Here is an 18,716-nt window from a genome sequence, read left to right as displayed (position 1 = left end):
CTTCCTCACCACGTCGTCGGGTACGACTTGACCGAGGTCGTGGAGGGGGTGACACGGTACTTCTCGAGCACCTGGGACATGAGGGTGTGGAACGCCGGAGCCGCGGAGCTGGAGAACCGATGTCCGGGCCCCGGCTTCGTGAACGTCACCGTGACAACATACTGGGGGTCCTCCGCAGGTGCCATTCCGGCCACCGAGATCACCCGGTCGCTGCCGTAGCCGCCGCCGTTCGCCGTCGCGACCTCGGCGGTCCCCGTCTTGGCCGCGACGTTGTAGCCGGAGATCGGTCCCATCGCGTGCAGGGTGCCCGCCGTGGCCGTGATCGTGCTCTGGAGCATGTCGACCGTCTGCGTCGCTGCGGCCTGGGACACCACGCGCGTCGGGGTCAGATCGGGCTGGTCGGTCACGGTGCCGTCGGCCTGCTTGCAGCCCGAGACGAAGTGCAGCGGGATCCGCTCCCCGCCGTTCGCCAGGGTCTGGTAGATGCCGGCGACCTGGAGCGCGTTCGTCGAGATGCCCTGCCCGAACATCGAGTTGACGTTCGTCTGCTGGTCCCAGTTCGGGCTCGCGGCGTCCGGCCAGGTCGGCTGACCGGGGAACCGGATCGCCGGGTCGGACTCGAACAGCCCGAACTTCTTCATCGCGTCGAAGCGCTGCTGAGCACTCAGGGCCTCGCCGACCTCGGAGATGCCGACGTTGGAGGACTGCGCGAGGATCCCCGTCAGGGTGAGGTTCTCGCGGCCGTGCGCCTCGGCGTCCGTGATGCGACCGCCCCACGGGAAGGTCCGCGAGTAGTCGACGGTCTCCTGCGTCGTCGGGCTTGCCTTGCCGGTGTCGATGAGCGTCGCGGCGATCGCCGCCTTGATCGTCGAACCCGGTTCGTAGAGCGACGTGATCGCCTTCGACCCGAAGTTCCCCGGGTCCTTCGTCGCGTTGATGTCGTTCGGGTCGACGCTCGGGTAGTCGGCGAGGGCGAGGACCTCGCCCGTCTTGGCGTTCGCCACGATCCCCGTCGCGGACTCCGCGCCGAGTGCCTGGGCCTGCTGCGCGATGTCCTGCTGCGTCATGTACTGCAGGTCCTCGTCGATCGTGGTCTGGACGGTGCCGCCGTTCCGCGCCTGTTTCGTCGTGACCGTGCTGCCGGGCAGCTGCACGCCGTCCTCGCCGCGCTCGTAGACCTGCGAACCGTTCGAGCCGGCGAGGCACTTGTCGTAGGCGTACTCCAGGCCCGCCTGCGCGCCGTCGGTGCCCATGAAGCCGGTGAGGTTGCCCGCCGCGGCACCGTTCGGGTAGACCCTGGCGGACTGCTTCTGCGGGTAGAGCCACGGGATGTCGAGCGCCATCACCGCGCGGTAGTGCGGGATGTCGAGGCCCTTCACGAGGAACGCGAAGTCCGAGTCGGGGTTCTGCGCGATGGTCTTCTTCATCGTGCCGACGTCCGCGCCGTCGCCTGCTGCCTGCGCGAGCGCGGTGAGGGCCTGCGCGACGGAGACGTCCTTGATCCGGGTCCCGCCGAGCGTGCCGCTGAACTTCGCGACGATCCGCGGGGCCGTCGTGATGTTGTAGCGGGTGACGCTGTCGGCGAGGTCGGTGCCGTTCCGGTCGACGATCGCGCCGCGCGTGCCGTAGAGGGTCACCGGGATGCTCCGCTTGGCGGCCGCGGCCTTGTTCAGCTCGGCCGCCTGCACGACCTGGATGTCGACGAGCCGCACCACGAACACGGCGGCGAGGGCGATGACCGCGAGCATGACGATGCTGTAGCGGATGCGGCGGTTCTTGAGGGTCTTCCTCACCTCGTGTCCTTCCGGTCCCGGGGAGCTGCTCCGGCCGGGGCCGGGCGGTACGTCGTGCTCCGTGCGTCAGCGCGTGGTGCGTCGACGCGTGGTGCGTGAGCGCATCGTGCGCCGACGCGTGGTGCGTGAGCGCATCGTGCGCCGACACGTGGTGCGTGAGCGCATCGTGCGTCAGCGCGTCGAGGGCGCCTGGAGCTGATCCGCGGACGACGATACGGACGAGTCGGTCGATCCCGGGGCCGACGCGCTGGCCGCGCCGGTGTTCTCAGACTCGGTCGCGGCCGTTCCGGTCGCCGCGGCCGCGGCCCCGGCGGGCTGCTCGGCGCTGGTGGCCGTGTCCCCCTGCTTCGTGACGACCTTCGTGCCGTCGAGGAGGGAGTTCGGGACCTGGTTCGTCGTCGTCGCGGCGGCGGGGTCGTCGGCCGCAGCGGGCGTCGGCGTGCCGTAGACCGCTCCGGTCTCGGGGTTGAGGTAGACCGGCGTCGAGTTCGCGATCATGCCGAGCGCCTGGGCGTTGCGTGCCAGGTTCTGCGGCGACCGGAGGACGGAGAGCTGCTCGTCGAGCTGCTGCTGCGAGCGCGTGAGCTCGACCTGCTGCGCCTGCAGCGAGTTCAGCGAGTACGCGCCGCTGGAGAGCACCATGCTGATCCCGAGCTGGGCGAGCAGGAGCACGCCGAGCGCGCCCATCGCGACGATCGCGTAGACGATGCGGGGTCGTGCCCGGCGCTGCGCCCGGGTCGTGGCGACCTCGACGAGCTCCGGCCGGACCCGTCGCTCGCGGTGCGGTGCGGTGGGGGCGGCGGGCAGGGGCGTGGCGAGGGCCAGGTTGGTGGTCATGTCACTTCCGGATTCGCTCGGCCGCGCGGAGACGCACGGGGGTTGCTCGGGGGTTGGCGGCGCGCTCGGCCTCGTCGGCCTGCTCGGCGCCCTTGACGACGGCGGAGAACGTGGGGGCGTGCTCGGGGAGTTCGACCGGCAGCCCGGCCGGGGCGGAGGAACTCGTGCGCTCGACGATCGCGCGCTTGACGATCCGGTCCTCCAGGGACTGGTACGCCTCGACCACGAGTCGCCCGCCGACACCGAGCGCGTCCATCGCGGCCGGGATCGCCCGCTCGAGCACGCTCAGCTCCTGGTTGACCTCGATCCGGAGCGCCTGGAACACCCGCTTGGCCGGGTGTCCCTGCCTCTGGATCGCGACCGGCGTCGCCGCCTGCAGGACCTCGACGAGGTCGCCGGAGCGCTCGAACGGCCGCTCGGCGCGTCGCGCCACGATGGCCTTGGCGTACCGTCCGGCGAGTTTCTCCTCGCCGTAGCGGTGGAAGATGCCGCGCAGTTCGCGCTCGTCGTAGGTGGCGAGCACCTCCGCTGCGGTGGTCTCCGCGGTCTGGTCCATGCGCATGTCGAGCGGGGCGTCCTTGCTGTACGCGAACCCGCGCTCGGCCCGGTCCAGCTGGAGCGACGAGACGCCGAGGTCGAAGAGCACGCCGTCGACCGTGCGGAAGCCCTGGTCCTGCACGGCGGTCGGCAGCTGGTCGTAGACGGTGTGCACGAGCCGGACGCGATCGCCGAACCGGGCGAGGCGCTCCCCCGCGATGCCGAGCGCGTCGGTGTCACGGTCGAGACCGATCAGCGTGACCTCGGGGAAGCGCTCGAGCAGCCCCTCGGCGTGGCCACCCATGCCGAGGGTGGCGTCGACGACGACCTTGCCGGGCCCGTCGAGGGTGGGGGTGAAGAGCTCGACGATGCGCTCGAGCATGACCGGGGTGTGCGGGAACGGAGCACCGACGCCGGTGTCCTCGGGAGTGGCTGCCATGTCGGCCCCTGCGCCCTCCGACCCGTGGACCCGGATCCCCATCCATCCCGACCTGGCACCGGGGAAGGTGCGCCAGGGCGGACGGCTGGGAGTCCGGGTCGGCGGATCAGAAGATGCCCGGGATCACCTCCTCCTCGTTCTCGGCGAAGTCCGCTTCGCTGCTCGCGTAGTAGGCCTCCCACGCGTCGGTGGCCCAGATCTCGGCCCGGTCGCCGGCGCCGATCACCGTGAGGTCGCGGCCGAGACCGGCGTACTCACGGAGGTTCTGCGGGATGGTGACGCGGTTCTGCTTGTCCGGCTGCTCGGAGCTGGCCCCGGACAGGAAAAGACGCATGTAGTCGCGGGTGCGCTTGTTCGTCATCGGCGCCTGACGGATCCGGTCGTGGAGCGACTCGAACTCGCGAGCGCTGAAGACGACCACGCAGCGTTCCTGACCACGGGTCATGACGAGGCCGCCGGAGAGCTCGTCGCGGAACTTGGCGGGGAGGATGACGCGGCCCTTCTCGTCGAGCTTCGGGGCATAGGTGCCGAGCAACATGTCGGACCCCCCTCCGCTCCAGTGGTCACCCTGTTCCTCCACTTTACTCCACTGCGCCCCACTTCACCACGGAATGGTGCCCGGGAACGGCACTGCGGCCCCGAAATGGGGGCACCGGACGTCGTCCTGGAGGCGCAGCTCACCGCCCGCGAGCCCGGAACCACGCGGGGTGGCGGGCCCCGCGGTCGCGGTGGAGGGAAATGGAGGAGGAATGCGTCGCGTGGGGCGCGCAGTGGCGCGTCGACCCGCCGGGCGCGGGTCGCGCCTCCAGGCCGGACGCGGGCGCGCCCGACGGCTCTCGCGGCCCGTACGGACGGCATCGCACAACACGCCGCCGCCCTGCCGTCGAGATCGCACAACACGCCGCGACGCCGGGGCCGCACGCGGCGTGTTGTGCGACCTCGAAGATCGGCGCGGGCGCGGGCGCGGGCGGGAGGGGCGCGGGCGGCACGGGCGCGGACGGTGCGGACACGGGCGGCACGGGCGCGGGCGGCACGGGCGCGGGCGGCACGGGCGGCACGGGCGCGGATGGTGCGGAGGCGGGCGGCACGCTTGCGGACGAGATCGCAGAACACGCCGCCGCCCCGCGGTCGAGATCGCAGAACACGCCGCGTCGTCAGGGGCGCAGGCGGCGTGTTGTGCGATCTCGAGGATCGGGAGGGGGGCGGGGCGAGGGCGGGGCGGGGGCACCGGGCGGACGGGCGCGGGGAGCAACGACTGACGGGGCCGGCCCGGGGGCCGACCCCGTCAGGGAGTCATGGGTGGAACGGTGCTCAGCGGTCCTGGCTGCGCTTGTCCCAGCGGTCGTTCATCCGGTCCATGAAGGACCCGCCACCCTTTGTGGCCGACGAGCCGCCGCCGGAGGTCGCTCGAGGGGCGCGGCCGGAGCCTGCCGACCGGAACCCGGGGCGGAGGGCGTAGAGCACCCCGGCGAGCATCACGACGAACCCGACCACACCGATGAGCGGCTGTCGGATCACGAGGCCGAGGACGACCACGGCGATCCCGACGAGCGCCCCGAGGACGCCGAGCGTGATCGAGGTGTAGGTCGGTCGGCCCTGACGCTTGGTGACACGCGCCACGAAGTCGGAGTCGTTCTGGTAGAGGCTGCGCTCCATTTCTTCGAGGAGTCGCTGCTCTTGCTCCGAGAGTGGCATCTTGATTCCCTCATCCCTGGGATCAACGCGTGGACCTGGTGGACCGATTGTATGTCCCGGTCATCGACTAGGCTAGGGAACGTGGCTGAGAGTACGCGATTAGTGGACCTCGTCGCAGACCGTGTCGATCGTGCTCTCTCGGAGCAGTGGGACCGGCTCGGCGCGATCAGTCCGGACCTCGCCCCGTTCGACCGTTTCGCCCGCGACCTGCTGTCCGGCGGCAAGCGGTTCCGGGCCCTGTTCTGCTACTGGGGCTGGCAGGCCGTGGCCGGGCGTTCCGGGTCGTTCGACCCCCTCGCGGAAGGCTCCCGGCAGACCACCGCGCAGGCCGTCGTCACCGCCGCGGCGGCGCTCGAGGTCTTCCACGCCGCAGCGCTCGTGCACGACGACATCATGGACCGGTCGGACACCCGCCGCGGGATGCCCGCCGCCCATCGCCGGTTCGAGTCGCTCCACGAGTCCTCGGGGTGGATCGGCGACCGGGCACTGTACGGCACGAACTCCGCCCTGCTCATGGGCGACCTGCTGCTCTCGCTCGCCGACAGCGTGTTCGACGAGTCGATGAACCTGCTCGAGCCGTCCCGCGCGCGGATCGTCCGCCAGGAGTTCCACACGATGCGGCTCGACGTGACCGCGGGGCAGTACCTCGACGTCCACGAGGAGATCGCCTGGCCGACGGTCGACGAGACCGACCTGCTCCGCCGGGCGCAGCGCGTCATCGTGTTCAAGTCGGCGAAGTACTCGATCGAGGCGCCGCTGGCGATCGGCGGCCTGATCGCCGGCGCGTCCGAGGCCCAGCTCGCCGGCCTCCGCGCGTTCGGCCTGCCGCTCGGGGTCGCGTACCAGTTGCGCGACGACCTCCTCGGCGTGTTCGGCGACCCCGAGCTCACCGGCAAGCCCGCCGGGGACGACCTCCGCGAAGGCAAGCGCACCGTGCTCATCGCGACGGCACGCAAGGCGCTCGGTCCCGGCCCGCGGCAGCTCGTCGACGAGCTGCTCGGCGACCCCGACCTCGACGACGACCAGATCGCGATGCTCCGCGCGACGATCACGGAGTCCGGGGCGGTCACCGCCGTCGAGCGGTCGATCGAGCGGCACGTGGCCCGGGCCACCGCGGCGCTCGGCGAGGCACCGCTCAGCCCCTCGGCGCGGGAGCAGTTGGCGACCCTGGCCGACACGGTCTCGCGCCGGTCGGCGTAGTCCGGCCCGGCTAGAGCAGGCTCTGCGCGACCCGACGCACCTCGGCCTTGCGGCCGGCACGGAGTGCCGCGATGGGTGCGACGCCGATCGAGTCCTCGACCGTCAGCATCCAGCGGACCGCCTCGTCGTCGGAGAACCCGTTGTCGCCGAGGACGACGAGCGTGCCGCGGAGCTCCGGGAGCGGCTCGGCGTCGTCGAGGAACTCCGCGGGGACCTTGAGCACGCCGTCCACCCGCGCCGGCAGCAACGTGCGCTGCTCGAACAGCCGGTGGATGCGGCCAGGGCTGACCTGCAGGATCTCCACGAGGTCCGGGACCGTCAGCCAGTGCTCGGACAGGGCGTCGTCGGTAGGTGCATCGCTCACGCGTCCATGCTGCCAGACGAGCGTGCCCCGTCCGCAATCCCCGACCTCCATGCGCGGCCGATCGTCGGGGGTCACACCGACCTCACCAGTCACACACACCTCACTGATTGACTCCTGTGACCATCCGTGGCACGGTGGTCCGGACCATGTCGGGACACCGGCCGAGGTCATCGCACCCGGTCCCCGACCCGAGGCTCGGGGCAGAGCGGAAGGCGACACCATGGACACCCCCGACGACGCAGTCCGCAGGGCCAGGGCTGCACGGTTCGCCACGGTGCCGATCGTGATCGCGGGGACCATCGCCGCCGCCGCCGGACTCACCGGCCCGATCGCGGCGCACGCCGACCAGCGCCACCCGGACGAGCACCGACGGCAGGACGACCGCGACCGGGGCGACACCGGTCCCGACCGCGTCGTCGGCGCGCGCGGACCCGTGTTCGGGACCGCCGTCGCGCGGAACGTCTCCACCGTCGTCGCGACGCCCGTCGCCGCGGTCGCGCCCGCCCCGGCGACGTACACTGTCGTCCAGGGCGACACCGTCAGCGCGATCGCCGCCCGGTTCGGCCTCGGCACGCGTGACGTGTTGGCTGCGAACGGGCTCGGCTGGAACGCGATCATCCACCCGGGGCAGACCCTGCGGCTCGGCAACGGCTCCGCCCGGGTCGCGACCGTCGCCGCGGTGGGCCCGACGGCCGGCGCGTCGACCGGCGGCTACCACGTCGTGACGGGCGACACCGCGAGCGCCATCGCGGCACGCCTCGGCGTCCCGACGTCGGCGCTCCTCGCCGCGAACCAGCTCTCGTCCTCGAGCGTCATCTACCCGGGGCAGACGCTCCGCGTCCCCGCGGCGAACGCCCCGGCCACGGCGAGCCCGGCCACGACGAGCCCCGTCGCGGCGAGCCCGGCCGCGCCGTCCCCCGCCGCGAGCAGGACCGTCACGATCGCGACCGGCGACACGCTCGCGACGATCGCCGCCGCCCATCAGGTCACCGTCACCGCGCTCCTCGCCGCGAACGGCCTGACCTACACGAGCACGATCTACGCCGGGAAGACGCTCGTCCTCCCGTCCACGAGCACCACCGGCCTGACGAACGAGATGCGCGCGAACGCCGCCACGATCGTCGCCGTGGGTCGCTCACTCGGCGTCCCGGACCGCGGGCTCGTGATCGCCCTCGCCGCCGCGATGCAGGAGTCCGGCCTCCGGAACCTCGACCACGGGGACCGTGACTCGGTCGGCGTGTTCCAGCAGCGGCCGAGCCAGGGCTGGGGCACCGACGCGCAGCTCATGGACGTCCCGCATGCGACGCGGCTGTTCTTCGGTGGCCGCTCGAACCCGAACCGCGGTGTCACGGCGGGGCTGCTCGACGTCCCGAACTGGCAGGGGATGTCGGTGACACAGGCCGCGCAGTCCGTGCAGTACTCGGCGTTCCCGGATGCGTACGCGCAATGGGAGAAGCCGGCGACCGGGTGGCTCGCGACCCTCTGACGACACGGGTCGGAACGGACCGTTCCATCCTCGAGGTTGAGATTGGATCACGGCCGGTGCGCCTGTCGGGGCCTTTCGGGAACCGATTCGTAGAATGCCGTCCGTGACGATGAACGCTGCCACGGATCCCATGATCGGTCGGATGATCGATCAGCGGTACCGTGTCCGCTCGCGCATCGCCCGCGGGGGGATGGCCACGGTCTACCTGGCGACGGACGTGCGCCTGGAACGCCGGGTCGCCATCAAGATCATGCACGGGCACCTCGCCGACGACGTCGCGTTCCGGAACCGGTTCATCCAGGAGGCCCGGTCCGCTGCCCGGCTGTCCCACCCGAGCGTCGTCGGCGTGTACGACCAGGGCGCCGAGGACGACTGCACCTACATCGTGATGGAGTACATCCCGGGCATCACGCTGCGGGATCTCCTGCAGGAGCACCGCGCCCTGACGAGCGAGCAGGCGCTCGACATCCTCCGCGCGGTCCTCGGCGGACTCGCGTCCGCGCACCGCGCCGGCATCGTGCACCGCGACCTCAAGCCAGAGAACGTCCTGCTCGCGGACGACGGCCGGATCAAGCTCGGCGACTTCGGACTCGCCCGCGCGGCGTCCGCCAACACCGCGACCGGCGCGGCGCTCCTCGGCACGATCGCGTACCTCTCCCCCGAGCTCGTCACCCGGGGCATCGCGGACACCCGCAGCGACATCTACGCAGTCGGCATCATGCTCTACGAGATGCTCACCGGGGAACAGCCGTACAAGGGCGACCAGCCGATGCAGATCGCCTACCAGCACGCGAACGACACCGTGCCGGTGCCGAGCGCGGTGAACCCGTCCGTCCCCGCTGCGCTCGACGACCTCGTGCTCTGGTCGACCGCCCGCAACCCGGACGACCGGCCGCGCGACGCGAAGACGATGCTCGACGAGCTCGTCGGGCTCGAGGGGCGGATCGACAGCGGCACGAACCGCACCGCGGTGCTCCGTCCGGCGGCCACGACGTCGGTCCTGCACGACCCGCACGACGCCGACCGCGACCGCGCGCCCTGGCCGGGCGCCGCCGACGACACGACGGTCCTCGGCGGTGCCGCCATCGGCGGTGCCGCCCTCGGCGGTGTCGGCCTCGGCGGTGTCGGCGCGGTGTTCGCCGACCACCCCCCGGCACGGACCGACGGCCGCGGCCCCGGTCCCCGCCGGAACACCGGGCCGACGCGACCGGCCGGCCAGGCGCTCAGCCCGGCGGCCGAACGGCTGGCGGGCAAGGCTGCGAAGCGTCGCCGACGCGGGTGGATCGCGCTCGCGGTGATCGTCGTGCTCGCCCTCCTCGTCGGCGGCGCGAGTGTCTGGTACCGCCTCGGACCGGGCGGGAACGTGCAGATCCCGGCCGTCGCGGGCAAGACCGTCCCCGAGGCCCGACGACTGCTCGAGGCCCGGGGGCTGGAGGCCGACGCGGCCACCAGTGCCCGACACGACGCGGTGGTCGTCACCGGTTCCGTCTCCACGACCCGTCCGAGCCCACGAGCGACCGTGCAGCGCGGGACGCGGGTCCGCATCGTGGTGTCGTCGGGCCCGCGGATGATCGCCCTGCCCGCGATCGTCGGGCAGCCCCTGTCGAACGTGCAGGCGGTGCTCGGGGACGACTTCGACCTCCGCGAGCCGACGTACCGCTTCGACGCGGACGCCCCGAAGGACACCGTCCTCAGCGCGACCGGCACCAACGCCGACGGCTCGGACCTCGACCTGACGACCGTGCAGACGTACGCGGAGCGACAGCCGATCCGGCTCGAGGTCTCCCTCGGCGCGGTCCCGGACGTCGTCGGCCAGAGCGCCGAGCAGGCCACGACCACGCTGCGGGATGCCGGGCTCGCGATCGCCGCCGACCAGGACGACCAGTACAGCGAGACCGTCCCGGCCGGTCAGGTGATCAAGACCGTGATCAAGGACGACCCGGTGGTCAAGGGCTCGCAGGTGCAGCTCGTCGTGTCCCGCGGTCCGGCGCCGATCACGCTGCCGGACGTCTCCGGCAAGACCATCGACCAGGCCGCGTCGACGCTCGAGGGCCTCGGCCTCAAGGTCACCTACCCGGACTGCACGAACATCCTCTGCAGCTTCTACGACTGGAAGGCCAGCCTCCCCGTGTCCGGCACGGACCCGGCCCCGAACTCGACGGTCCACAAGGGCGACACGGTCACGCTGGCGTACAAGCAGTAGCGGTGACGGACGGGAGGCGCGATGCCCGTCGGCACCGCGCCTCCCGTCCGTCACCGGTCGCGACTACCCGCGGACCGGCGCGTTGCTCAGCTCCTCGGCGACGAGGAACGCGAGCTCGAGCGACTGCATGTGGTTGAGGCGCGGGTCGCAGAGCGACTCGTAGCGGGTCGCGAGCGTTGCTTCGTCGATGTGCTCCGACCCGCCGAGGCACTCCGTGACGTCGTCGCCGGTGAGCTCGACGTGGATGCCGCCCGGGTAGGTCCCCACGGCTCGGTGCGCCTCGAAGAAGCCGGCGACCTCGGACATGATGTCGTCGAACCGGCGCGTCTTGTAGCCCGTCGGCGTGGTCAGGCCGTTGCCGTGCATCGGGTCGGTCACCCACAGCGGGTTGGCGTCCATGCCCTTGATCGCCTCGAGCAGGGGCGGCAGTGCGTCGCGGATCCTGCCCGCGCCCATCCGCGTGATGAAGGTCAGCCGACCGGGCTCACGGTCCGGGTCGAGCTTGTCGATGAGCCGCTCCATGTCGTCGATCGACGTCGACGGTCCGAGCTTGACGCCGAGCGGGTTCCGGACGCGGGACAGGAAGTCGACGTGCGCACCGTCGATGTCGCGCGTGCGCTCACCGATCCAGATGAAGTGCCCCGACGTGTCGTACGGCAGGCCCGAGCGGGAGTCGATCCGGGTCATCGGGCGCTCGTAGTCCATCAGGAGGCCTTCGTGCGACGCGTAGAACTCGACGTGCTTCAGCTCGTCGAAGTCGGCACCGGCGGCCTCCATGAACCGGATCGCCTTGTCGATCTCGCGGGCCAGGTGCTCGTACTGGGCGTTCGCCGGGTTCGCCGCGAACCCCTTGTTCCAGGAGTGCACCTGCCGGAGGTCCGCGAACCCGCCCTGGGTGAACGCCCGGACGAGGTTCAGCGTCGACGCGGCGGTGTGGTACCCCTGCACGAGTCGGCGCGGGTCGGCGGCCCGGGACTCCGGGGTGAAGTCGTAGCCGTTGACGATGTCGCCGCGGTAGGCCGGCAGCGTGACGTCGCCACGGGTCTCGAAGTCACTCGACCGCGGCTTCGCGAACTGCCCCGCCATCCGCCCCATCTTGATCACCGGCATCGAGGCGCCGTAGGTCAGGACGACCGCCATCTGCAGGATCGTCTTGACGCGGTCCCGGATCGAGTCGGCGGTCGCGCCCGCGAAGGTCTCGGCGCAGTCGCCGCCCTGCAGCAGGAACGCGCGCCCGGACGCGGCGGACGCGAGCCGGGTCCGGAGCCGGTCCACCTCGCCGGCGAACACCAGCGGGGGGAACGTCGCGATCTCGGCGGACGCCTGCTCGGCGGCGACGGAGTCCGGCCAGGTGGGCTGCTGCTTGATCGGGAGCGTCCGCCAGGTGTCGAGGCCCTCGATGACGTCCGGATCCTGCAGGGCGACGATGTCGGTCGACTCGAACAAGGGGGGTACCTCGTGGTTCTCGTGTGTGCTGGTTGACGTGACGGTCCGCGTGCGCGATGCGCTCTGCCGACCGGAGCCCGGGCGACCGGGCGGACTGTCCGAGCCTAACGGGTGGGTGCGGCGCGCCGTTCCTTGACGCTCGAGGCGTACACGTCGGCGTACTCCTGCCGGCTGATCCCGCGCAGCTCGTGCATGATCTCGTCGGTGACGCTCCGGAGGATGAAGCGGTCGGACTCGAGCCCCTCGAACCGGGAGAAGTCGAGCGGTTCGCCGAACACCACGCCGACCCGCTTGATCTTCGGGACGTGCTGCCCGATCGCCATCACCTCGCGCGTGCCGACCATCGCGACGGGGACGACGAGCACGCGCCCCTCGAGCACCATGCGCGCGACACCGGTCCGTCCCCGGTAGAGCAGCCCGTCGGGGCTCCGGGTGCCTTCGGGGTAGATGCCGAGCTGTTCACCGCGGGCCAGGACGCCGAGGCCCGTCCGCAGCGACGCCTCGCTCGCCTTGCCGCCGGACCGGTCGATGGGGAGCTGTCCGAGTGCGCCGAACGCGGTCTTCGTCGCCCAGCCCTTGAGGCCGCGGCCGGTGAAGTAGTCGCTCTTGGCGAGGAACGAGATGCGGCGGTCGAGCACCACGGGCAGGATCACCGAGTCGATGAACGACACGTGGTTGCTCGCGAAGATCACCGGCCCCGACGTCGGCACGTTCTCCCGGCCCACCACCCACGGCCGGAACACGGCCGTGAGGACCGGGCCGATGACGAGGTTCTTGAGTATCCAGTAGAGCATCGATGCGTCCTTGCGTCCGTCGTCTGCGCCGCGGGCGTCAGGCGGTCCTGGCGTGGATGCGGGCGAGGTCCGCCGCGCCGACGACACCGGCGTCGTTGACGAGTTCCGCGATCACGAAGTCGGGCTCCGGGTGGTACCCGCGTGCCGGGAGGTTGTTGAGGTACGCCTGCCGGATCGGCTCGAGGAGCCGGTCCCCCGCGCTCGCGACACCGCCACCGAACACGAACAGCTGCGGGTCGAGGACCGCGGAGAGCGACGCGCACGCCTCGCCGAGGTGGCGCCCGAGCCGCCGGAGGGCCGCGAGGGCACCGGGGTCGTCCGCCAGGATCAGGTCGCCGACGACCGCGCCGTCGAGCGTACCGCCGTTGTCGTCCCGCGCCTGTGCGAGTGCGGCACCGATGCCGCCGGCGTCCGCGATGTCGTTCGCCATCCGCTGCAGGGCGCGACCGGAGCCGTACTGCTCGATGCAGCCACGAGCCCCGCACCCGCACGGGAGGCCGTTCGGGACGATGCGCAGGTGCCCGATCTCGCCGCCGGTGCCGAAGCCGCCGCGGAACAAGCGGTCCTCGGTCACGATCGCGCCGCCGACGCCGGTACCGATGGTGAGCATCGTCATGTCGCTGACGAGCCGGCCGGCACCGAACCGGAACTCGGCCCAGCCGGCGGCGTTGGCGTCGTTGTCGACGGTGATGTGCAGGTCGCCGAGCCGCTCCTGCAGCTTCTGACGCAGGGGCTCGTTGCGCCAGCGGATGTTCGGCGTGTAGTACACGATGGACTGCGACGCGTCGATGAACCCCGGCGCGGCCACACCGACCGCGCCGACGTCCGGCTGTTGCCCGCGGAGCCGCTCCACCATCGCGACGACGTCGTCGAGCATCGCGGTCGGGTCCGCTGCGTTGGTGGGGACGCGGTCCTCCGAGAGGATCTCGCCGAGCTCCGTGACGACCGCTCCCGCGATCTTGGTGCCCCCGATGTCGATTCCGATGGCGTGCACGAGAAGTCAGCCTAGCGCGGCGTGCGCGCCCACCGGTGCTCCCGCGTCGAGCCCTATGCTGGGGGGTGCCGGCTCGACGATGAGCCCGGCAGCATTCGACGGTCGACGAAGGAGTTCACCGTGCCAGAACAGCTCTTCGACGCCGGTTCCGCCGGTCGCATCCTCGTCCGCCGCGCGGCTGCGACACCGGACCGCCCGATCCTCGGTGAGCGGCACGGCGACACCTGGACGTCGATCCCGGCATCGAGCGTCCTCGCACGCGTCCGCGGGATCGCCAAGGGCTTCGTCGCCGCGGGCCTCGAACCCGGCGCACACGTCGCGGTCCTGTCCCGGACCCGCCTCGAGTGGACGCTCGTCGACTTCGCGATCTGGCACGCCGGGCTGGTGTCGGTCCCGGTCTACGAGACGAGCTCCCCGGACCAGGTGCGGTACATCCTGCACGACTCCGAAGCCGTCGCGATCGTCGTCGAGACCGAGGACCACGCCCGCCGCGTCGCCGGTGTCGCCCCCGACCTGCCCCGCCTCGGCCAGCGATGGACGATCGACGGCGGCGGCCTCGAGGACCTCGTCCGTCTCGGCTCGGAGGTCGACGACGACGAACTCGACGCACGGCTCGACGCCGTGCGGGGCGTCGACGACGCGACCCTGATCTACACGTCGGGCAGCACGGGACGGCCGAAGGGCTGCGTGCTCCGCCACGACAACTTCACGTCGCTCGTCGACGGGGCGGCCGAGGCGATGCCCGAGGTCGTGCAGGACGGCGCCTCGACGCTGCTGTTCATCCCGATGGCGCACGTCTTCGCCCGCTTCATCGCGATCATGTCGGTCGGGACCGGTGTCCTCGTCGGTCACGAGCCGGACACGAAGGACTTGCTGCACGCGGTGTCGACGTTCCGGCCGACGTTCCTGCTCGCCGTCCCCAGGGTGTTCGAGAAGATCTACAACGCCGCCGAGCAGAAGGCGACGATCGGCGGTCGTGGTCGTGTGTTCCGGATGGCGGCGGCCACGGCGGTCGCGCACTCCGAGGCACTCGCCCGCGGCCGGGTCGGTGTCGCGCTGGCGCTCCGGTTCCGACTGTTCGACCGACTCGTGTACGCCAAGCTCCGGGACGCGATGGGCGGCCGGGTGTCGTTCGCGATCAGCGGCTCCGCACCGCTGTCCCCGCGGCTGGCGCACTTCTTCCGGTCGGTCGGTGTGCTCGTCCTCGAGGGGTACGGGCTCACCGAGACCACCGCGCCCGCGACCGTCAACCGCGCCGCGGAGGTCCGGATCGGCTCCGTCGGGCGGGCGCTCCCCGGTGTCGAGGTGCGGATCGCCGACGACGGCGAGGTCCTCGTCCGCGGCGTCGACGTGTTCGACCGGTACTGGAACGCCCCCGACGCGACGGCCGCGGCGTTCGTCGACGGGTGGTTCCGCACCGGCGACATCGGCACGCTCGACGGCTCGGGCATCCTCACCGTGACCGGGCGCGCGAAGGAGCTCATCGTCACGGCGAGCGGCAAGAACGTCGCGCCGGCACCGCTCGAGGACGCCGTCCGCGAGCACCCGCTCGTCGGCCAGGTCGTCGTCGTCGGCGAGGGCAGGCCGTTCATCGCCGCGCTCGTGACGCTCGACCGCGAGATGCTGGCCGGCTGGTGTGCAGCGAACGGCATCGCACCAGCGCTGTCCCCACGGGCCGCGGCGTCGGACGAGCGTGTGCACGCGGCCGTCCAGGACGCGGTCGACGCCGCGAACCGACGGGTCTCCCGGGCGGAGTCGGTGCGGTCGTTCACGGTCCTCGACGCCGACCTCACCGAGGCGTCCGGACACCTCACCCCGAAGCTCACCGTCAAGCGGTCGGTGGTGCTGTCGGACTTCGCGGCGGACGTCGACCACATCTACTCCGGCTCGGCGGTGCAGACGACGGCGGTGCCGGTCGTCGACCGTCGGCGACCCCGGTAGGCACGCGGCTACCGGACGGTCACCGTCCGGCAGCCGAGACCCGGGTTGTCCCCGGCCGGTGTGTTGATCGCGTACGCGCAGATCGAGTGCGTCGAGCCGGACGGCAGCGCCAGGTGGGTGAGGAACCCGTTCATCGACGGCGACCCCCGGAACGACCTCGAGACGTCCGGTCGCTGCAGGCTGGTCGTCGTCGTGCCGAGGTACCGCGAGCCCTCGTAGAACCGGACCTCGGTGGTCGATGCCGACCAGTCGAAGGCCCACCCGCGGAGCGTCACGTCACCGCGTGCCGAGGACGAGGCCTCGTCGAGCGAGCCGAGCGGCATGCCGACCACCAGCTGCTTGCAGCCGAGGGCGACGTCGCCGATGCCCGGTCCGGTGTTGACGGCCGACGCGCAGATCGTCCGCGTCCCGCCGGGAGCGTCGAGGTACCCGTCGAACCCGGTCGTCGACGGGGCACCCGCGACGTGGCGCGCCACGTCGGTGCGGGTCCCACCGGTCGACAGCGTCCCGAGCCGCTGCGGGGTCCCCGAGGTCGTGTCGGTGAGGAGGACAGTGCTCGCACCGCTGTCGTCCGGGTCCCACGCCCAACCCGTGACGTGGATGCCGTCACGCTCGGCCGTGACCGTGTCGAACCCACCGCGTGCGTCGTGCGACGCGTCCCGGACCACCGAGAGGGTCCGGCACCCGAGTGCGGCGTCCCGTCCCGCGCCGACGTTCAACGCCGTCGCGCAGACGGTGTGCGATCCCGTCGCGAGCTGGATCGTCGTCCGCCACCCCGTGTTCGCCGGCGCGCCGGCCACGTTCCGCGCGACGTCCGGACGGGCCTCCGAGGTGCCCACGGTCGCGAGCGTCGTCGTGCCCTCCGTGACGCGGACCTGGGTCGCCGAGGTCTGGTCGGGGTCCCAGGCCCAGCCGCGGAGGAGCACCCCGGACGAGTTGCCGGAGAGCTCGTCGAAGCTGCCGCGGGCGTCGTGCGAGGTGTCCGGAGGCACCGTGACGGACCGGCAGCCGAGCGCGACGTCGCCGCTCCCGAGACCCACGTTCACCGCGGTCGCGCACAGCGTGTGCTGCCCGGCTGACAGCGGCACGGTGGTGCGGAACCCGGAGTTCGTCGGGGCGCCGGGCACCGCACCGGCGACGTCGGGCCGGGGCTCGGACGTCGCGACCGTCGCGAGCGTCGTCGAACCTTCCGTGACCCGCACCTGCGTGGCACCCGTAGCGTCCGGGTCGTACGCCCATCCGCGGACCGTCGCTCCGGTGCTCCCGTTCGCGGAGACCTCGTCGAGGCTGCCACGGGGATCGCTCGACGCGTCCTTCGCCATCCGGATCGGGGCCTTCGAGAACGCGAGGGCGCCGCCGCCGACCGGGTGGTGCAGGACGAGCTGGACGGTGTAGCTGCCGGCGGGCATCGAACCGAGGGCGAACCGGACGCTGTTCTGCCCGGACGTCACGTCGACGCCGGACGCGATCGTGGTGTACGCCGTCCCGGGCGCGCCGGTCCCGACGAGGACGTCGGCTGTCGTCCCGGCGACCCACGCGGCGTCGTGGAACTTGACGGTCGTGGCGTTCGTCGCGGCCGGGTCCGCGCGGAGGTGCAGGGACTCGAGGTGCCAGACGGCCCGTCCCGGGTCCTCGTTCGGGTCGAAGCGGAACGAGTCGATGGTCTGCCCCGACCACCCGAGCCGCGGGTTCGCGGCGTTCTCGTCGAGCGGGTTCGTGTTGAGGTCGATGAGCCCGGGGGTGGCGTTCGCCCCCGAGAACGTCAACATGTCGTTGCCGATCTGGATGATCGGCGACCCGGCCACCGTCCAGTGCACGCGCGCCATCTTGCCGCCACCCGCGGCGTCGTCGAGCGAGAAGCCGCCGTCGTACGTCATGTCCCAGGACAGCCAGTGGTACTGGCTGCCGGAGAAGGTCGACACCGGGAACCGGACGATCGGGTCGTTCTGGTCCGGCCCCGCGTTGACGGCCGTCAGCCCGGCGCTCCCGTACCCCTGGAGCGTCGCGTTCTGCAGGGCGACCCCCTTGGCGTTCGCGGAGTTCGTGAACTCCCAGGGCGCACCGCGCGTCGCGGTCGCGAGGTCCTGTCCATCCGCCGGACTCGGGCTGTCCACCACCGGCTCCGGGATCGCCTCGATCCGGTAGGTGCCGTAGTCCCCCGGCGGGAGTGCCGCCTGCGCCGACGTGCCGGCGTGCAGACGCATCCAGTCGAGCGAGACCGTCACGGTCGGCGATCCCGACGGGACGACGACCGGCTGGACGCGGAGCGCGACGACCCGCCCGGAGGTCCAGGGCACCTTCGCACCGAGCGTGGACGCACCGTCGAGCGCGACGTCGTACACGTGCGAGCCGCGGGTCAGGGGGAACGTCGTCCCGCCGACACACGCGGAGCTCTTCTCCCGACAGGTCCACCAGTAGATCGCGCCGATGCCGCCGTTCGGCTGGTCCATGCTGAACGAGAGGCGGCGGTAGCGGTTCGTGTCGACGCTGTTCGACGCGCCGTCCCGGCCGTACGGGACGCTCCCGGCGACGGTGTCGATCGGGTCGAACCAGTTCCCCGGACCGACCTGCATCGTGTACTTGCCGTTGGCCACCGATCCGGTCGGAGGGCTCGCGAAGTCGGTGTTCTGGTCGGCCGCGTCGCTGTAGTCCCAGGGGTCGCCGAACACCTCGGACGCGTAGTCCGGGGCTTCCGCCTGGACGGGCGTCGCGGCGGACGCCGCACGCGCCGGGACCGGTGCGGTCCCGAGGGCGACACCGGTGACCGGTACGACGGCGACGGCGATCGCGACGGCCAGTGCGAGACCGGGCCTGCGCTTGGGCATCGCGGTCGCCGGATCGGCAGACGAGTGGTACGTGCGCATGGTGATCCCCTGATCCCGATGAGGCGCCGCCCCTGCACGGCACCGTTCCCGACGAGCGGGCGCCCTCACTGCGCCCGCCCTCACCCTAAGCGGATCCGGGGTCGGCTCCGAGCCCCGTGTCCG

14 protein-coding genes are annotated in these 18,716 nt (G+C 71.9%); 4 read left to right on the top strand and 10 right to left on the bottom strand.

Annotated elements, in window-relative coordinates; all coding sequences use genetic code 11:
- Positions 1-5: 5 nt before the first annotated feature.
- From ACO0E0_RS06575 to ACO0E0_RS06555, 5 genes are all read right to left on the bottom strand, one after another.
- The gene (locus ACO0E0_RS06575) at positions 6-1,793 is read right to left on the bottom strand and encodes a peptidoglycan D,D-transpeptidase FtsI family protein (protein ID WP_422870605.1); all 1,788 of its coding nucleotides are present in this window, start codon (positions 1,791-1,793) and stop codon (positions 6-8) included.
- Positions 1,794-1,964: 171 nt separating this feature from the next.
- Complete coding sequence (gene ftsL, locus ACO0E0_RS06570; RefSeq protein WP_422870604.1) at positions 1,965-2,630, bottom strand: cell division protein FtsL; 666 nt, start codon at positions 2,628-2,630, stop codon at positions 1,965-1,967.
- Between the two features lies 1 nt (position 2,631).
- A complete protein-coding gene (gene rsmH / locus ACO0E0_RS06565; RefSeq protein ID WP_422870603.1) occupies positions 2,632-3,606 on the bottom strand; it encodes a 16S rRNA (cytosine(1402)-N(4))-methyltransferase RsmH in 975 nt (324 codons plus the stop codon).
- Between the two features lie 106 nt (positions 3,607-3,712).
- Positions 3,713-4,144, bottom strand: a complete 432-nt coding sequence (gene mraZ, locus ACO0E0_RS06560) for a division/cell wall cluster transcriptional repressor MraZ (protein ID WP_422870602.1) — start codon at positions 4,142-4,144, stop codon at positions 3,713-3,715.
- Between the two features lie 773 nt (positions 4,145-4,917).
- Positions 4,918-5,301 carry a DUF3040 domain-containing protein gene (locus ACO0E0_RS06555; protein ID WP_422870601.1) on the bottom strand — a complete coding sequence of 128 codons (384 nt, stop codon included), beginning with the start codon at positions 5,299-5,301 and terminating at the stop codon, positions 4,918-4,920.
- Between the two features lie 81 nt (positions 5,302-5,382).
- On the opposite strand from ACO0E0_RS06555, the gene ACO0E0_RS06550 reads away from it, so the two are divergent.
- Positions 5,383-6,501, top strand: a complete 1,119-nt coding sequence (locus ACO0E0_RS06550; protein WP_422870600.1) for a polyprenyl synthetase family protein — start codon at positions 5,383-5,385, stop codon at positions 6,499-6,501.
- 10 nt (positions 6,502-6,511) lie between these two features.
- Here the strand turns inward: ACO0E0_RS06550 and ACO0E0_RS06545 are convergent, their stop codons facing one another.
- Positions 6,512-6,865, bottom strand: a complete 354-nt coding sequence (locus ACO0E0_RS06545; RefSeq protein WP_422870599.1) for an Rv2175c family DNA-binding protein — start codon at positions 6,863-6,865, stop codon at positions 6,512-6,514.
- A gap of 220 nt (positions 6,866-7,085) precedes the next feature.
- Between ACO0E0_RS06545 and ACO0E0_RS06540 the strand changes: the two genes are divergently transcribed.
- Positions 7,086-8,351 (top strand): LysM peptidoglycan-binding domain-containing protein, encoded by a 1,266-nt coding sequence (locus ACO0E0_RS06540; protein WP_422870598.1) that lies wholly within the window; start codon positions 7,086-7,088, stop codon positions 8,349-8,351.
- Positions 8,352-8,460: 109 nt separating this feature from the next.
- The gene (pknB, locus tag ACO0E0_RS06535) at positions 8,461-10,554 is read left to right on the top strand and encodes a Stk1 family PASTA domain-containing Ser/Thr kinase (RefSeq protein WP_422870889.1); all 2,094 of its coding nucleotides are present in this window, start codon (positions 8,461-8,463) and stop codon (positions 10,552-10,554) included.
- Positions 10,555-10,617: 63 nt separating this feature from the next.
- On the opposite strand, the gene ACO0E0_RS06530 is transcribed toward pknB, so the two are convergent.
- The 3 genes from ACO0E0_RS06530 to ACO0E0_RS06520 form a co-directional block, all read right to left on the bottom strand.
- Positions 10,618-12,000 carry a class II 3-deoxy-7-phosphoheptulonate synthase gene (locus ACO0E0_RS06530; protein ID WP_422870597.1) on the bottom strand — a complete coding sequence of 461 codons (1,383 nt, stop codon included), beginning with the start codon at positions 11,998-12,000 and terminating at the stop codon, positions 10,618-10,620.
- 104 nt (positions 12,001-12,104) lie between these two features.
- Positions 12,105-12,794, bottom strand: a complete 690-nt coding sequence (locus tag ACO0E0_RS06525; RefSeq protein WP_422870596.1) for a lysophospholipid acyltransferase family protein — start codon at positions 12,792-12,794, stop codon at positions 12,105-12,107.
- 37 nt (positions 12,795-12,831) lie between these two features.
- The gene (locus tag ACO0E0_RS06520) at positions 12,832-13,788 is read right to left on the bottom strand and encodes an ROK family glucokinase (protein ID WP_422870595.1); all 957 of its coding nucleotides are present in this window, start codon (positions 13,786-13,788) and stop codon (positions 12,832-12,834) included.
- 120 nt (positions 13,789-13,908) lie between these two features.
- Between ACO0E0_RS06520 and ACO0E0_RS06515 the strand changes: the two genes are divergently transcribed.
- Positions 13,909-15,729, top strand: a complete 1,821-nt coding sequence (locus ACO0E0_RS06515) for an AMP-dependent synthetase/ligase (protein WP_422870594.1) — start codon at positions 13,909-13,911, stop codon at positions 15,727-15,729.
- Between the two features lie 8 nt (positions 15,730-15,737).
- Here the strand turns inward: ACO0E0_RS06515 and ACO0E0_RS06510 are convergent, their stop codons facing one another.
- Positions 15,738-18,593, bottom strand: a complete 2,856-nt coding sequence (locus ACO0E0_RS06510) for a hypothetical protein (RefSeq protein ID WP_422870593.1) — start codon at positions 18,591-18,593, stop codon at positions 15,738-15,740.
- Positions 18,594-18,716 lie beyond the last annotated feature (123 nt).

It is taken from the genome of Curtobacterium phyllosphaerae, assembly GCF_049341865.1.
Lineage (GTDB): Bacteria > Actinomycetota > Actinomycetes > Actinomycetales > Microbacteriaceae > Curtobacterium > Curtobacterium phyllosphaerae.
The sequence above is the reverse complement of the archived record's forward strand: the minus strand, read 5'-3'. Positions and strand labels throughout refer to the sequence as shown.

Coding starts and splice junctions, on each gene's coding strand:
- ftsL (WP_422870604.1), bottom strand. CDS start 2,630: ATGACCACCAACCTGGCCCTCGCCACGCCCCTGCCCGCCGCCCCCACC.
- rsmH (WP_422870603.1), bottom strand. CDS start 3,606: ATGGCAGCCACTCCCGAGGACACCGGCGTCGGTGCTCCGTTCCCGCAC.
- mraZ (WP_422870602.1), bottom strand. CDS start 4,144: ATGTTGCTCGGCACCTATGCCCCGAAGCTCGACGAGAAGGGCCGCGTC.
- ACO0E0_RS06555 (WP_422870601.1), bottom strand. CDS start 5,301: ATGCCACTCTCGGAGCAAGAGCAGCGACTCCTCGAAGAAATGGAGCGC.
- ACO0E0_RS06540 (WP_422870598.1), top strand. CDS start 7,086: ATGGACACCCCCGACGACGCAGTCCGCAGGGCCAGGGCTGCACGGTTC.
- pknB (WP_422870889.1), top strand. CDS start 8,461: ATGAACGCTGCCACGGATCCCATGATCGGTCGGATGATCGATCAGCGG.
- ACO0E0_RS06525 (WP_422870596.1), bottom strand. CDS start 12,794: ATGCTCTACTGGATACTCAAGAACCTCGTCATCGGCCCGGTCCTCACG.
- ACO0E0_RS06510 (WP_422870593.1), bottom strand. CDS start 18,593: ATGCGCACGTACCACTCGTCTGCCGATCCGGCGACCGCGATGCCCAAG.